Raw genomic sequence first — 15,288 nt, forward strand, 5'->3', positions numbered from 1 at the left:
TTAACTACTCCTTTTCAAATACAAAAGCATCAAACTCATCATAATCATCTCGAGTTAGTTTATAAAAACGAGCATCGTTTGGAAAATGGATTAATAACTCCGTCTTTTTCTCACCAAATCTCATAATTTTCTCAACAAACTCTGTAAATTTAATTGCGTCTTCTTCATCTTTCTTATTAGGACAATAACCTTGACGAACCTTTACTAACAAGCAATATAATTGATAGTCAATTTCCAATAGAATACTCTCCTGCCTATTACCATTATGATAAGCTAATAATATAGATGCCTTAAAGGACTCCAATACAGCTTTTGGATTTGACTTCAGGTGATCAGTTAAGGGTTTTAAATTAAGCAATTGGGCTAATCTATACCTATTATTTGATTTATTTAAATAAATATAGCCTTTTTTAGGGCTTCCCTTCCATTTAAATAGCGCATCTTTTATTTCTTCATAAAATAGTTTAATTTCTTTTTTATTTCCTGAATTAAAGTCAAACAATTTTTTTACATATTTATGATACGTATCATCTTCTATTTTTCGAGAGAAATTCTCATCCATTAAATATGCCGTTCGAATAACAGTCTCTGAGAATTCAATAAAAGATGATCCTTCTATTTTTTCTTCAACTATAAAAGGAGTAAACCAAGCCATTGCCCTTTCTGATGGCACGCAACGATTTAATATAGTATCCCATTGATTTAAGGTACTTAAATCAATAATAATTTGATCAATATAAGAAGATCTTCTATGCACCGGATCTAATTCATGTAAAGATTTTAAGATTGGAGATCGCTCTTTTCTTTTGAACATTAGATTAGGAACTGCATGTTCTAACACTTCAAACTCTGGAAGCTCCTTCATTACTTCCAGATTGTCTGGAATAATAATATCAGCAACAAAATTCAAAAAGGCACGCGCGGATATAACCAATTTAAATTTTACTACCGTTTGAATAATTAAATTAATAATTTGCTTTTGTACATTAGCCTCTTGAATAAATTCATAATTTTCATGAATCATTGTACGAACATTATTTTTCATATCCTCTTGATACGCCAAATAAAAAGGGTTATTTTTTTCCTGACTAAATACTTTATTTAATAGTGTTAAAAAGAAGTTTGATTGTGGTCCTTTTTCTGTTAATTCATATGAGTGATAATCTCCAAAACTAATTAGGTCGAAATAGTCCTCACTATAACAAGTTGTAATATTTGTTGAAAACAGTCCACTTTTTTTAACAAATTCAGTCAGAGCTGTATAAGTAAACTCCTGATGCTCTAATGTAATAAAGTTATGAAGAACTCCCATATTAATCGCTAAAATAACTTTTTTATTTGACTGACCGATCAATTGATCTGAGAAACCTTGGAGTATTTCTTCTAAAGTCTCCATTGCATTTTTGTTAGGAGAAAAGCTTTCCGTAGCATCATTAAAAATTTCATATCCTTCTAGTAATTCTCGCTTATTTTCATTTAAGTACGCTAATAAATGAGATTTCCCATCTCCAACACTACCACAAAGGAGAATTAAGCTAGACGAGTTAAGTTCCTTATTTTTCACCAAAATACGCTCTAAATCAGTTTGGATTTTTCTCTCCACGTGCATATATTTTTTAAATTGACTAAATGCATTTGCGTTTTCAATAGCCTCTTGTGATGAATCTTGTAACCTTTTTAGCTCTCTTAATAAATAACTTCCTCCCTCAGGAAGGTCTTTACAAAAGACACTCTCGCCCACTAAATCTTCATTAATAATAGCCTCTTCTTTTTTATTTTCTTCCTTATAAGTAGCACCCATTAACTGCATAAATTGTGCTTTCACGATTTCTTGTATGTCCACCTCAGTACTTTGTACTGGTCTCGGATGCTCATACGCAGGTATTTTCAATTGTTCTGGTGAATATACTTCATATAACCAAACGGCAATATTATGCATGACCTTATGCAATTTAAAAGCTGCAGTAATGTCATTAAACGAACCATCATGTGCTGCCTTATTCCCCGTCAAACGAACTGTATCAAACTCCCTTTGTACTTCCGCTGTTATATAACCTTCTTTTGCAAGGTAGGAAATTTTATCATAAAGAGAAGAAATATAAGGTACCTTTATTTCTTCTTGGGTGAACACCTCATTCAATATTGCTTCAGCAAATAACCTAGCCTTCACAATTGCACTTGCTGGGTCTTCATATATTAACTCTTCCATTTTTTTCGCATTAACCGCTGCAACTTGATTAATATGCTCTATAAAACTTAAAAAATATTTTTCTTCAGACATATTTACTATCCCTCACGCCATCTTATTAGTATTTTAATAATATTTTATCATATTCTTTTATAATTAATTAATAATCGTATGTAAATTACATAAAATATCCAAATATACAATCATACTCCCAATTACTATCTATATTTTATAAAAGATTTGTAAAATTATATATAAATCTTAATATATATTTATGGTAACACTAAAACCGGTACTTATAACGTCACTTTCAATTTTAATTCGTATATCCTATCCATTCATTTACAATCAACCATACATCTCCAACAACTTCCTACCCTCCTCAACAACCTCTTCCCTCAAGCCCTTAGGCTCCAACACCCTAACCGAAGCACCCATCCCCAAAATCCACTTCTTAATCGACTCTTTCCCGCTCATCGTCGCACGGAAAAGGATGCTACCATCATCATTATGTTCTATCTTTTGATTCTCTCCCCAAATGGATTCTGGTACGGATACGGCGAATGGCGGATAGATGAGTAGCTCTACTTCTAACGGTTCTTTCATAATGCCGAATTTCGGAAATTCTTCTCGAATATCAAAATCAGCGGGTATTTTATATGTATCATACAAAGTTTTAATATCTTTTATTCGAGATAGTTTAAACATACGTTTTTCCTTTTTATCATTACACAGGGCTAGGCAATAAAAGAATTCGTTATAGTGTACAAAGCCGTACGGATCGATAATTCGTTCTGATCTTTCACCAGACCGTTTCTCATATTGAATTTTCACCTTGCTTCTTGTAAATAACGCTTCTTGTAGTTGTACATATTTTTGATTTTCATTCGAAAATGCATAGTTTGGCTTCGATCTTTGCACAAAGTATATGTGACGGTCTTTATTCGTTTCCACTTTCCGAACGGCATTCAATTTATCTAATGCTACTTGTGCGTCCCGTGAATAAATGTCATTACCTTTTGAAACTAGTTTTTGAATAGAGAACGTTAACGCATCTAGCTCTTGTTGGGACATATTTTTAATAGGAAATAACGATGTACTTGAAAGGGAGTAGCCACCGTATCTGCCTTTCGTTGTTTCAATTTTAATACCTGCCATTTCAATATCATCACGATAAATGCGGACCATTCGCTCTTTTACTTCTAATAACTCTGCCAATTCACTAATTCTCATTTTCCCTCTCGCATGCAGGAGCTCAATCATGTATAGACAGTTACTTAATTTGCTCATATAATTCCTCGTTTCTATTCATCCATCCTCATTTAAGTATAAAAGAATAGAACTATCTTTTAAATTATTTCTATAATTACTTCTAAAAAATCAATATATTACCCCAAAATGTTCACTAGCACATCCCTGACATACACCATCTTCAAAAAGATGTTCTGGCAAAGTCTTTGTATTACAAAACTGACACTGCTGATACTGCCTTTTTCTAAAATCAGCCACCATACGAATACTCTCTTTCATTTCTACCGCTTTCTCACTGTCACTTAACTTCTCTAAATGTTCCCATAATAATATATGATGCGTAAACCGTATCATATCTGGTACGGCAGGACTATTCCATACTAATCTATAAAACCCTATTTCTAAGCCCTTCTCTCCTGCACGAATAAACATGTTCGGATCAAAATCTAGCCCTCGAACTGCGAATTCGACATTTATTTCTTTCAACTCACAAAGCTCCAATTGCTTTAAAATAAATTGTTGTATCTCTGTTTTTGCTAATTTCATTAATGACTAATCTCCTTTATTACATTAAAACAAATGCCAAGTACATTCCTCTGCACTTGGCATTGCTTTTAAATATGAACTTCCTCTTTAGCAATGTCTATTAACATTTGAATAACATTTTGACAGTCCGCATCATTAAATAACTCGTTCATAGCCTGTATAACGATGTCTTCATCTGACCAATTACTTATACTACTTGTATTTGTGTAAATTCTTGTATACGAAGCTTCTGGCCTTTTCGCTGCCGCGCTTATTTTTCTCCCCTTACTTTCAAGCCTTGTTAATAGCGCTAATCTCTTTTGTGATTCTAGTGGTCCAATTTCTAGCGTCAGTTTCAACCTATTATCCTTCAAGCGTTCAAACCACATAATTGCACAGTTATTTAACCACCAATTCCATTTCGGTGTTCCAAATTGTTCTTCTAGTTTGCGAAACCCCGGCATAATAAATGATGGTAGTCGGTGATGAATATTGTAAAAACCTTCTTGGAACTTTTGTTCATAGATGAATAATTGAAAAGCATTAGCTAAAGTATCCGCGTCTGTTTGGCTACTCTCTACCGCAACAAATTCAGAAGAAGAAGAATCTTCTTCTCCGTATACAAGCCCTTTTATAGTATCGCCTATAGCTGCCACCACTTGATTAAAATCAGCATTGTTATACATATCATTCATCACACGGAGAATTTCATCTTGATCTGCCCAATCACTTATATTTTCATATCCAGCATAAATTCTTGTATACATGGATCCAGCTTCTTTTGATTTTTCTTTAATAGTAATTCCATTTTCCTCTAACTTGCATAATAACTTTAATCTCTGCTTGTATTCCAACGGCCCAACTTCAACGATAAGTTTCATACGCCCATCTGCTTTTCTCTCAAACCAAGTTATAAGAGCATTGTTTAGCCACCACTCATGATTAGGGACTCCAACAATCTCATCAAGTTGTTTCCATTCTTCAAAAATGAAAGATGGAATGCGAATATGTTCATGGTAACAATCTTCCGGTATTTGATTTTTCTCTACAAATTGTAAAAATACCTCTCTCATCACGCTATTGCCAGCTCCATGTATAAAATGAAGCGTTTCAGCATACTTCTTATAAATTTTGCGAAGATCTTCCTTTTCTTCAGCGTTCAACTTCTTCACAGCACTTAACAACTCTTTATTAACAAACTTTCCAACTACTTTTCCGTTACCATTTAAGCATAGAAAATCAACAGCGGCCTTATGGCTCTTATACACTGTTAACGCTAGTTCAATGTCTTCCTCATCACGAACAAGTTCCCCCTCTAATATATCAATATAGTAGGAAAGAAAATCTTTTATCGTACTAGACGTATACTCACTATAAATATCTAATTGCCCTTTTAGTATATTTAATATATCTCCATAATCTAAAGTAAGATACGACTCATGACTCGGCGCACTACCATCTAAACTTAAAAAGATTGGAATGATCGTATACCCTGCATATTTTCCGCTAACAAAATCTATGTAATTTTGTAATTGTCCATCCGATTCAGATGACTTATATTTATTTTCAATCAAAATAACAACCTTTTGCGCCTCTGATATTGCCAAAATATCAATTCGTTTATTATTTTTCGTTTGTACTTCGCGAAACACTTCCAAATCTTGAAGAGACTGCTTATGTAATTTAATAAAATTATATTGTCCAATTAACTCCTCATTCTCCGCTTTTACAAACGTTCTAGAAAGGATCTTATTTACAAACATAGAACTTAAATGATGATTCTCCGTAGGATCAAGTAACCAAGCAATCATATTAGAATGCCTAATCTCAAATTTATCCACCTTCAATATTTTAAAAGGGTTAAAACGATTAAACTTACTATGTAGCTTCTCAAACTCAATTGAATTATCTAACAATGATAAAATCTCAAAATTATAATCCATTCCTCACACCGCCGTTTATAAATTTGTGAATTAATTCTCCTAAATAATCATTTTAATAAATTGTTATAAGTAAATTATAACTTATAATGTGGCATCATTTATGTCACATATCCTATTTCTTACAAATAAACATGCATTAATCACTAAACTTAACCATCCCTCCATACCACCCACTACTCTCCTCCAAAAACCCCCTCGTCTCCCCACTATCCTTATAATAAGAATTCCAACCCCGCTCCCTCAAAATCCCCTTCCAACTATCACTCTCAACCATCTTCCTAATAACACCATCCCAATAAGCAACCTCTTCCTCCGTCATATCTTTCGGGCCCATAATTCCTTTCCAGTGCTGGAAGATGACGTCGATTCCTTGTTCTTTCCATGTTGGGATTTCTGATAGTCGGTCTAGTCGTTTTGGTGCGGATACGGCTAGTATTTTTATTTTGCCGGCTTTGTATTGTTTTTCGGCTTCGGATAGGGTCATGGTTGCGGCGTCTATTTGTTTGTTCGTTAGGGCGTTTATGATTTTTTCTTTGTTTTCGTAGACGAAAAATTGTAGTTCGGCAGGGTTTATGCCGAATGCTTTGCTTACTTGTACGAAGGATAGGTGATCGTCGTTTCCTAGACCTGGAGCAACGCCGATTTTGAAGTTTTTTTTGTTTTGTTTTAGTTGTTTCATTAGTTCGTTTGCGTTTTCTATGTTTGATTCTTTTGATACGACAACAACTTCCCAGTCCGATGCTAATGTTGCGAGCGGTGTGAAGTCTTTATATGTTAGTTTACTGTGGCCTAGTAGGTTGTTCGTTATGAGTAAGCTTGAGTTAATCGCCAGTACGTGACCACCTTTTTGTTTCGTATATTTCCATCCGACGTCACCGCTGCCACCTACTTTGTTTGTGACAGTTATTGGTTTTGTGAAGATTTTTTCTGCTGTGAGCGTTTTTTGCATCGCTCTTGCTGTTAAGTCCCACCCTGCTCCTTGAACGTTTGGCGCAACGATTTCTACTTTGTCTATGTTTACTGTATTCGTTTGAGTTTTTTCCGAAGAACAACCAACTATTACTCCTGTCATGATCCATATACATAGTAATAATCGTTTTTTCATAGTCCTCGTCCTATTCGGTACTTTCGTTCTGGTCGTCCGATAATGCCGTATGTGTACTCTACTGTGCATTCATTTGTCGCTACTAAGTATTCTAAATATCTTCTTGCGGTTGTTCTGGAGGCCCCCATTTGTTCTCCCATTTCTTCTATTGTAATCCCCTCTTCGAATCCTTTTATAATCCCTTTCACTTTTTGCAGTGTTAACGGATCCACACCGGTCGGTAAGTTTTTTATGTCTTGTGTTTGCGAAGTGCCGAAGAAGTTATCGATGAGCGCTTGATTCACTTCATTGTTACTATGTAATAATTGCTTCTTTCTTTTATAGTCTTCAATTGTGCGAACGAATTTTTCTAACGTGACCGGTTTTATAAGGTAGTTGCTTACGCCATTTCGGATTGCTTTTTCTAGCATATGGTTTTCATTTGCCGCTGTAACCATAATGACGTCAACGTTCGGAAAATCAGCATGGATTTTCGGCAATAAGTCCGTACCGATTCCGTCTGGTAAATAATTATCTAATAGAAGTAAATCGATTTCTTCCCTTTGTAGTAATTCCATCGTTTCTTTCGCGTTCAATGCTTTTCCGATCACTTTTACGTCTTTTATTTTTGATAAAAACTCTTCCTGAATTTGCGCGACGCGGAAATCATCTTCTGCAATTGCAACCTTCAACATATGCCCATCCCCCTGTTTGTCATGTACTTTCTCTCAATGTTTTCGGAAGGTAAATTGTAAAAATAGCTCCCCCATTTTTCTCGTTTTGAATTTCAATTGTTCCCCCTAGTAGATCTACCATTTCTTTCACGTTTGCTAGTCCGTAGCCACGATTGTTTCCTTTCGTTGAAAACCCTTTTTGAAAAATGGTACTTATTTTTTCTGCTGGTATCCCGATCCCGCTATCTATCACTTCAAACACAATGTCGTGTCCAATATCCGTAACGAAAAAGGAAACACTCTTTTCCTCTCGTTCACTCACCGCATCAAACGCATTGTCGATTATGTTTCCAAGTATCGTAATAAGGTGCGAAACTTTTATATGCTCTGGTAACGGATGAAGCGCACTATCACCTTCAATATGAAAATCAATTTTCTTCTCAGACGCTGTTCCGATTTTTCCTAATAAAATAGCTTGTACTTTCGCATCATGAATTTGATGGAATAAAATATGGTTTTGGCTTTGATGAATATTAGATTCTTGTTGGATAAATTCAATCGCTTCTTTGTAATGTCCTAGCTGAAGTAATCCCGATAAGACAAAAAGTTTATTTGTAAATTCATGCGTTTGAGCGCGTAAATCCTCGGAATACTTTCTTACCTCAGATATTGTATTCACTAAGTTTTGTAATTCCGTTTTATCTCTAAAACTACATACAACGCCTACCGTATTATTATTTTCAAGTATCGGTGTCCTATTTAAAATAAACACTTTATCTTGAAACGCGATTTCTTGATCGTTTTCTAGCACTCTTTCCATATTAAAATCCGGTAACACTTTTGAAATGTGTTGTTGCATATAATCACCATTTACATGTAGCATCTCTTCTGCTGACGTGTTCATCATCGTAATAAAACCATTTTGATCGATGGCTATAATCCCTTCTTTTATAGATAGTAGTATCGCACTTCGTTCCCGGTATAGCGCTGCGATTTCATTCGGCTCTAAACCGAGTGTGTCTTTACGAATGCTACGTGCTAAAAGAATGCCACCAACAATGCCGGCTAATAATACAGCTAAGGAAAAGAGTATAATTTCTTTCGTTCTGCTCAGTATGTTAGATTCAATACCTTTTATTAAAAACTCTACTGTCACAACACCTACGACTTGATCGTAGTCTCCGTTCTGAACAATAATCGGTGCTTTCGCCATTAAAGCCGGGCCATTTACACCATTTCCTTCGAGCGTATAATAACCACCAAAAGTGAGTGCTTCATAGTTATATGGATTGTTACTCTTTGTGCCAATTAACTCCGAATTAGAATGGGAATACATAACCCCATAACGATCTTCTATAATGACATAATCTGCACCAGCTTGCTCACGAACTTGTTCCGCAATAGAATGGATCATACTTTTATGCTCATTATTTTGAAAAGCATCTTTTATAGCAGGCATAAAAGAAAGCGACTTCGCTGTTTGCAGTGCTAGCTGCTCCACTTGGCGCTTCGTATCAACGGACTGAATGTAAACAAATATTCCTGCTAATAGGAGAACGACAAATAAAATTAACGCGATAATTAAGCTTACTATTTTCGTTTGTAATGACACTTTGCGTGATTTCTTCATACTTCATATCCTTTGATAAAATATTCAAAACTATCAATCTCCTTTTTCTATTATTATGACAAAACTAATAATGAAGCAACTATAAAAACTCTCCATGTACATAAAGTACAAAAAGAATAAAATTGTCATAATATTGAGATTTCATTCTATAGACAGTACAATTCAACTACATTGAACACGCTTTCATGATTATCATTTTATTTATAAGTAAGAGGAGGAATTAGTATGGCTCAAGCAAAATCTAACCGAGTCGCCGGCAATATTTTCAAAGGTTCTGTCGGCAATTTAATTGAATGGTACGACTGGTACGTTTACTCTGCTTTCGCTGTTTACTTCTCAGCAGAGTTCTTTCCTAAAGGAGATCCAACGAGTCAGTTACTGAACACTGCGGCTATTTTCGCAGTTGGATTTTTAATGCGTCCTATCGGAAGTTTATTAATGGGACGCTATGCAGATCGGCATGGACGCCGGGCAGCATTAACGCTTTCCATTACAGTTATGGCCGGTGGTTCTTTAATTATCGCCTGTACACCTAGTTACGAAAGTATCGGTATTATGGCGCCAATCATTTTAGTTCTTGCCCGTTTACTTCAAGGACTATCACTTGGCGGAGAGTACGGCACTTCCGCAACGTATTTATCTGAAATGGCTAGTAGTGGTCGCCGTGGTTTTTATTCAAGCTTCCAATATGTAACGCTCGTTGCCGGGCAAATGGTTGCGTTAGGCGTTCAAATTGTTCTTCAGCAATTACTAAGCGAACCAGATATGAAATCTTGGGGCTGGCGCATTCCATTCATTATTGGAGCGATGGGCGCAGTAGCTGTATTATGGCTTCGCCGCACGATGGATGAATCAGAACAGTTTGCAAACATAAAATCACAAAAACGCGAAAGCGCAGGAACCGTTCGCGCGCTTATGAAACACCCGAAAGCAGTATTAACAGTAGTCGGTCTAACATTAGGAGGCACTGTCGCATTCTATACGTACACAACATATTTACAAAAGTTCATGGTGAACACAGTCGGTCTTCCGAAAGAAGTTGTAAGCTGGATTAACTTTGTCGCACTACTTATTTTCGTCGTACTTCAACCAATTGCAGGGTTACTATCCGATAAAATCGGACGCCGCCCACTATTAATGGCATTCGGTATTCTCGGAACATTACTAACAGCGCCGATCTTCTTCTTCATGGAAAAAACGACAGAACCAATCGTAGCATTCTTACTCATGATGGTCGGTCTTATTATCGTTACTGGTTACACATCGATTAACGCAATTGTAAAAGCAGAACTCTTCCCAACTGAAATCCGCGCACTTGGCGTAGGTTTACCATATGCACTAACCGTTGCGATATTTGGCGGAACAGCAGAGTTCATCGCACTATGGCTAAAGAGTATCGGAATGGAATCACTATTCTATTTCTACGTAGCTGGATGTATCGCGATAAGCTTTATTACGTATTGGCGTATGGATGAGTCATCGAAGACTTCGCAGATTGAGGCGGAGCTTGGTGGTGGGGATAGTTTAGTTAATAATAAATCTAGTTAAATTATGTATTCTATGTTCTTCGTTTACCTGAACTCGATTTGCTTTATCTAAAAAAGCATAATTCATTCATATATAATTTAAAAACCTCTACTTATATGTAGAGGTTTTTTGTATGACGAAAAAACACGTAGTTCCATTGTTATTTTACAAGCCCAAAATTCTCCTTCCTCTTAAAGTGGAACAAATTTATTACTTAGAGTGTCTAATAAGTGTATTTCTAATTTGAAAGCAAACTTTTTAATATTAGTTTACTTTCATTTCCCCTTAAATATTGCCTTCTCAACAATTCCCTTAATATCCTCAATTCATATAACAAAAGTATACATTCAAAATCCTATAAACAAAGAGGTCGAAAATCTATGAATAAAAAATCACATATTATTGATGTCCAACCCATTAGAAATAAAGAACAGCTCGAAGATATGAAATGAGCTCTTAAACATCATTGTTCCGAACGAGACTATATTCTCTTTCTTATTGGCATTCATACCGGATTACGCGTAAATGATCTACTCCAACTAGAAACACAAACCATAGTAAAACTAAAACGGAAAAAGAGAAAAGAATTTAAAATCAAAGAAGGAAAAACAAAGAAAGAACGCATGATTAATCTTACTTCTATCTTTGATGAAGTCTATTCGTATGCTCAAACTCTAGATAATACCTGGTTATTTCCTTCTCGAAAAGGAGATCAGCCCATTAGTAAGATCCAGGCTTATCGACAATTGCAAAAAGCTGGAGACTTTGCTGGTATAGAATCTATCGGTACTCATACCATGCGTAAAACCTTCGGCTATTGGTTCTATAAACAAACAAAAGATGTGGCTATGTTACAAGAAATTCTTAACCATAGCACACAACACATCACCCTGAAATATATTGGAATTAATAAAGAGGAAAAAGATAATATTCTTGATGCATTTCAAATTTAATTTACTTAAAATTACTATTTCAATCATCATAAAAAATAATGAAACTGTATAAAAAAGACCTTTTATTTTAAAATAAAAGGTCTTTTTTATACACATATATGTATTAAGATTTATATTTTTTTACTGTACAAGGAATAGTTACAATGTACAAATCTATAGCATAGATTGTAACCCAGATACCTTTACCTTCAGCTTCTAACTTTTTATCTAGTTGAGACAAATGCTCTGAAACTTTTCTTTTTCCCCATCTTCTAGGAAACCATTGAAAAACCTTAGGAACATTATATTTTTTATTATACCAAGTATTCAATCTCCAAAAAATGAAAAAAACCAAAACAATAATTATGATACGAAAAATATCAGAATATGAAATTCCTAAAACCATATTATATTTTCTCCATTTTCACTAAAACTCAGATAATTTACTTCTTAATTCTAATTCATCCTCAGTTTCGAAACCCTTAAATAATAAATGAATTATTTGATTATGATTAAAAAACACATTATATTCTTTTGATAAATTACCATGAGGATATGGACAAGAAACATAATCCCATAATTTATTATCAGCTTGTTGTTGCTTTCTTCCATAAATCATAAGAGGTTGATTAATTTCTTCTATAAGAACTACAGAACCAATTGGTAATAATTCGCCTCCAATTGGTAATTTTGGTATGTGTATATTTCCCATACAAAACTCCTCCTAAATAAACTAATCATTATTTTAAAAATAATGATGTAATTTTATAAAAAATAAAAAAGGCTAATGGCATCACTATTCCAAAAATTAGAGATAATATCATTTTCTCTTTAAAAGTAGCATCTGCTCCAAACCAAAGAGCTAATAAACTAGAAGGAACAGCAATAAGACCGAAAATAATTAAAAGCTTTTTAAACACCTGCAATGAAAGCAAAAAACTTCCCCCTTATAAATTATATAACATCCTAACCCTTTTCTCTACTTTTCTACTCCAAGTTTTATTCCTAAACCAATACCAAGACCAACACTGAATTCATTTTTCAATCCAAATTTGGCCTCTCCACCTATACTACCATAAGCTACATCCCCACCAACAACTAATTTCCAATCAGTAAAAGGCAACTCTAGTTTAACTTCTCCCTCAACCTTAGCTAAATCAGCCTTTGCACCAAAACCATAATAACCATCTTTAGCGAAAACACTAGCCTCAGCATCTCCCAATTTAACATGTAATTTTCCGGAATCATGATCTACACCAATATCATTAAAAGTACCAGCAATCTTTGCTTCTCCACCTATACCTCCACCAAATTGAGCTTTAACTTCAGCCCTTAACAACTGTTCATGAATTGTAAAATCTCCTGCTTTAAAACCAGCATCTATCAATGCACCTTTTGCTTCTCCACCAATTTTATCAAAGGATGTTAAATCCCCAAAAAAAGTATTTACATTTTTGGGTAGTTGTATGTCAGTTTCATACTTCAACACTTTAGCAAAAACATTACTTTTTTTATCTTGATCCCCAACCACTGCACCAGATTCCTTAAAAATGAAATGATTATTTGAATCAACTTTAGTATTAAACATACTATTTATTTTAGAAGAAATGTAATTATCATCTGATTTCCCTGAATTTCCACTCAAAATCCCATCTTTTGACCTTTCTTGAATCAAATTATCAACTTTACGATTTTTATCCTCTGTAATTTTGTTAATAGCCCCCGTCCAATCCATATTTAATCCTTGAGTACTAAATGTGCCACTTGCGGGACTAAAACCTTTTCCACTTTGGACTTCTGAAAGACCTGTTGCAATACTAGATGCTAGTTGAAGTGCTGTATCATAATTACTACTAGAAGTATAATTAAATTCATATAGATGCTCTAGTTTTTCTTCAAGTTTTTTTCTCATCTCAACTAAAACAGCCACAAGTGCATCTATTCCAGGCATTGGTGTAACAGCATTCATCATTTCTATACTTGCAATCGATTGATTGATTTCCTTTATTTGTTCTCTTATTTCTTGTTCGATAACATCAGTTGAAGCTACCTTTGATGCAAATTGACTTGGAAAGGCATCATTCTGAACAATTAATTCTTCACATAAATAAATGATCCCTTGTGCTAAAGGACGAAAGGTTTGTACAAAAAATGCTTTTGCACTGCTATATGTTTGTCCTTGTAGAACAGTATCAATTGCAAAAGCGTCAATCGACTGAATGGCTTGTTCCATACCTTGAATGGTGGCCGTACATACAGCATTCATACTTTGAGTTTGGTTTTGTACTTCTCCCAAATACATATTTAAACTCATGAATTAGCCTCCTTTACTAATTGTTGTTGCTGATATGAAAGATCATTTTCTAAGTCACTAAGATCTCGTTTCTCTTTAAACAATGTTTCTTTTTGGCTTTCCAATTCAAATGTAAGTTTTCGTTCTATGTATTGTGCTTCTTGACGCATATCCATAAAAAACAATGACATTTCTCTATCTTTATGCCAAGTTCCTAAAATACGATCAAACAAACGATGGTTTTGATTCTTCCATGCATGAAAATCTTCTTCTACTTTTTCCTGTTTTTGAATCGCAGATTGATTTCGGTCCTGCTCTTCAAATACACTTCGTAACTTTTGATTTACTTGATTAATTTGTTTTTCAATATCTTGACTCATCATATTCCTCCTACTATTTTACTTTACGTAGGTTGTCACATTAGCGAAAAGTATTGTGAAGTTCGTTATCCATTCTCTCAAATTCATTAGATACCAAATGAATATTATCAACCGCTTGTTGAAAGGCGGCGGAAAATTGTTTCGTCAAGTCTAAAACTTGCTGATTCGCTTCTTGTGATTTGAAGTTAACAGACAACGTTGTACGCGTCGCCTTTGTTATAGAACGACTGGTTGCACTTTGAATCCTATCAGAGGCTGATCCCATTTCCGTAGCAATTTGCGTTGCTTTTTGTAAATTACTTTGAAATTGTCCCATTCTTTCAAACCCTTTCTATAAGTCTTCCAAACGCATCAAAGAAACCTCAATAAATATATATCCCTATCAATATCACTCGCGCTAGGCATGCAATCAAATGAGCCATACACTATAAGCTGTATGGCTCATTTGAAATGCTTGTTATATAGAGTATGACAATTTTTATTTCAAACCGAAATTACGTGATAATTCTTCATCATGAGAAGCAACAGCTTCTGCAGTTTTATTAAGCTGCATATTAATTTCTTGTAATAGCTGTGCGAAGTTTTGTACTTTTGGCTTTAATTGATTGAACTGTTGATCAAAACCTTCGAAAGCACGACCTTCCCATTCTCCTCTTAATTCATTTTGTAAATTTTGTAGTTGACTTAAAATGTCCTCAATTTGATTTGCACCTTGTCCATATCGAGCTGCTTTCGATTTAAGCTCCTCTGGTGACATACGAATTTGTCCAGCCATTTTCATTTCCCCTTTAATACATAATGAGTAAAATATAAATTGGTTAATTTTACTAAATATATTATAATGTATTATTTTGAACTTTA

Annotated in this window: 15 protein-coding genes and 1 pseudogene; 2 read left to right on the forward strand and 14 right to left on the reverse strand. The window is 34.5% G+C overall.

The window, feature by feature from the left end; genetic code table 11:
• Positions 1–4: 4 nt before the first annotated feature.
• The 7 genes from dptF to DN392_RS07600 all read right to left on the reverse strand — a co-directional run bounded on the left by dptF (position 5) and on the right by DN392_RS07600 (position 9,295).
• Positions 5–2,281, reverse strand: a complete 2,277-nt coding sequence (gene dptF, locus DN392_RS07570; RefSeq protein ID WP_149237998.1) for a DNA phosphorothioation-dependent restriction protein DptF — start codon at positions 2,279–2,281, stop codon at positions 5–7.
• A 255-nt stretch (positions 2,282–2,536) separates the two neighbouring features.
• Positions 2,537–3,478 (reverse strand): helix-turn-helix transcriptional regulator, encoded by a 942-nt coding sequence (locus DN392_RS07575; RefSeq protein WP_149237999.1) that lies wholly within the window; start codon positions 3,476–3,478, stop codon positions 2,537–2,539.
• Positions 3,479–3,568: 90 nt separating this feature from the next.
• Positions 3,569–3,985: a hypothetical protein gene (locus DN392_RS07580; RefSeq protein WP_149238000.1), complete on the reverse strand. Its 417-nt coding sequence runs from the start codon at positions 3,983–3,985 to the stop codon at positions 3,569–3,571.
• Between the two features lie 68 nt (positions 3,986–4,053).
• Positions 4,054–5,907, reverse strand: coding sequence for a PDDEXK-like family protein (locus DN392_RS07585; RefSeq protein WP_149238001.1), 1,854 nt, complete (start codon positions 5,905–5,907; stop codon positions 4,054–4,056).
• Between the two features lie 136 nt (positions 5,908–6,043).
• On the reverse strand, positions 6,044–7,012 hold the full coding sequence (locus DN392_RS07590) for a tripartite tricarboxylate transporter substrate binding protein (RefSeq protein WP_149238002.1): 969 nt from the start codon (positions 7,010–7,012) through the stop codon (positions 6,044–6,046).
• Positions 7,009–7,686 carry a response regulator gene (locus tag DN392_RS07595; protein WP_097949991.1) on the reverse strand — a complete coding sequence of 226 codons (678 nt, stop codon included), beginning with the start codon at positions 7,684–7,686 and terminating at the stop codon, positions 7,009–7,011. The genes DN392_RS07590 and DN392_RS07595 overlap by 4 nt, the downstream gene beginning before the upstream one ends.
• Before the next feature lie 19 nt (positions 7,687–7,705).
• Positions 7,706–9,295 (reverse strand): ATP-binding protein, encoded by a 1,590-nt coding sequence (locus DN392_RS07600; RefSeq protein ID WP_149238003.1) that lies wholly within the window; start codon positions 9,293–9,295, stop codon positions 7,706–7,708.
• Positions 9,296–9,520: 225 nt separating this feature from the next.
• Here DN392_RS07600 and DN392_RS07605 point away from each other — a divergent pair, with 225 nt between their 5' ends.
• On the forward strand, positions 9,521–10,843 hold the full coding sequence (locus DN392_RS07605; protein ID WP_088321246.1) for an MFS transporter: 1,323 nt from the start codon (positions 9,521–9,523) through the stop codon (positions 10,841–10,843).
• A 359-nt stretch (positions 10,844–11,202) separates the two neighbouring features.
• Positions 11,203–11,775, forward strand: a pseudogene (locus DN392_RS07610) (tyrosine-type recombinase/integrase).
• Between the two features lie 103 nt (positions 11,776–11,878).
• On the opposite strand, the gene DN392_RS07615 reads toward DN392_RS07610, so the two are convergent.
• From DN392_RS07615 to DN392_RS07645, 7 genes are all read right to left on the reverse strand, one after another.
• Positions 11,879–12,160, reverse strand: coding sequence for a hypothetical protein (locus DN392_RS07615; protein WP_000242739.1), 282 nt, complete (start codon positions 12,158–12,160; stop codon positions 11,879–11,881).
• Positions 12,161–12,181: 21 nt separating this feature from the next.
• Complete coding sequence (locus DN392_RS07620; protein WP_016133760.1) at positions 12,182–12,466, reverse strand: DUF4176 domain-containing protein; 285 nt, start codon at positions 12,464–12,466, stop codon at positions 12,182–12,184.
• A 28-nt stretch (positions 12,467–12,494) separates the two neighbouring features.
• Positions 12,495–12,689 carry a hypothetical protein gene (locus DN392_RS07625; RefSeq protein ID WP_016133759.1) on the reverse strand — a complete coding sequence of 65 codons (195 nt, stop codon included), beginning with the start codon at positions 12,687–12,689 and terminating at the stop codon, positions 12,495–12,497.
• A gap of 44 nt (positions 12,690–12,733) precedes the next feature.
• Entirely contained in the window at positions 12,734–14,068 is a 1,335-nt protein-coding gene (locus DN392_RS07630; RefSeq protein ID WP_088321245.1) for a T7SS effector LXG polymorphic toxin, read from the reverse strand.
• A complete protein-coding gene (locus DN392_RS07635; RefSeq protein ID WP_048545593.1) occupies positions 14,065–14,427 on the reverse strand; it encodes a DUF3958 family protein in 363 nt (120 codons plus the stop codon). Before DN392_RS07635 ends, DN392_RS07630 begins: the two co-directional genes overlap by 4 nt.
• Positions 14,428–14,467: 40 nt before the next feature.
• Positions 14,468–14,743, reverse strand: a complete 276-nt coding sequence (locus DN392_RS07640) for a TIGR04197 family type VII secretion effector (protein ID WP_088321244.1) — start codon at positions 14,741–14,743, stop codon at positions 14,468–14,470.
• 162 nt (positions 14,744–14,905) lie between these two features.
• Complete coding sequence (locus tag DN392_RS07645) at positions 14,906–15,202, reverse strand: WXG100 family type VII secretion target (RefSeq protein ID WP_000918591.1); 297 nt, start codon at positions 15,200–15,202, stop codon at positions 14,906–14,908.
• Between the last annotated feature and the right edge of the window lie 86 nt (positions 15,203–15,288).

The organism is Bacillus sp. BB51/4, assembly GCF_008368845.1.
GTDB lineage: Bacteria > Bacillota > Bacilli > Bacillales > Bacillaceae_G > Bacillus_A > Bacillus_A wiedmannii.

Coding starts and splice junctions, on each gene's coding strand:
- dptF (WP_149237998.1), bottom strand. CDS start 2,281: ATGTCTGAAGAAAAATATTTTTTAAGTTTTATAGAGCATATTAATCAA.
- DN392_RS07575 (WP_149237999.1), bottom strand. CDS start 3,478: ATGAGCAAATTAAGTAACTGTCTATACATGATTGAGCTCCTGCATGCG.
- DN392_RS07580 (WP_149238000.1), bottom strand. CDS start 3,985: ATGAAATTAGCAAAAACAGAGATACAACAATTTATTTTAAAGCAATTG.
- DN392_RS07585 (WP_149238001.1), bottom strand. CDS start 5,907: ATGGATTATAATTTTGAGATTTTATCATTGTTAGATAATTCAATTGAG.
- DN392_RS07590 (WP_149238002.1), bottom strand. CDS start 7,012: ATGAAAAAACGATTATTACTATGTATATGGATCATGACAGGAGTAATA.
- DN392_RS07595 (WP_097949991.1), bottom strand. CDS start 7,686: ATGTTGAAGGTTGCAATTGCAGAAGATGATTTCCGCGTCGCGCAAATT.
- DN392_RS07600 (WP_149238003.1), bottom strand. CDS start 9,295: ATGAAGAAATCACGCAAAGTGTCATTACAAACGAAAATAGTAAGCTTA.
- DN392_RS07605 (WP_088321246.1), top strand. CDS start 9,521: ATGGCTCAAGCAAAATCTAACCGAGTCGCCGGCAATATTTTCAAAGGT.
- DN392_RS07615 (WP_000242739.1), bottom strand. CDS start 12,160: ATGGTTTTAGGAATTTCATATTCTGATATTTTTCGTATCATAATTATT.
- DN392_RS07620 (WP_016133760.1), bottom strand. CDS start 12,466: ATGGGAAATATACACATACCAAAATTACCAATTGGAGGCGAATTATTA.
- DN392_RS07630 (WP_088321245.1), bottom strand. CDS start 14,068: ATGAGTTTAAATATGTATTTGGGAGAAGTACAAAACCAAACTCAAAGT.
- DN392_RS07635 (WP_048545593.1), bottom strand. CDS start 14,427: ATGAGTCAAGATATTGAAAAACAAATTAATCAAGTAAATCAAAAGTTA.
- DN392_RS07640 (WP_088321244.1), bottom strand. CDS start 14,743: ATGGGACAATTTCAAAGTAATTTACAAAAAGCAACGCAAATTGCTACG.
- DN392_RS07645 (WP_000918591.1), bottom strand. CDS start 15,202: ATGGCTGGACAAATTCGTATGTCACCAGAGGAGCTTAAATCGAAAGCA.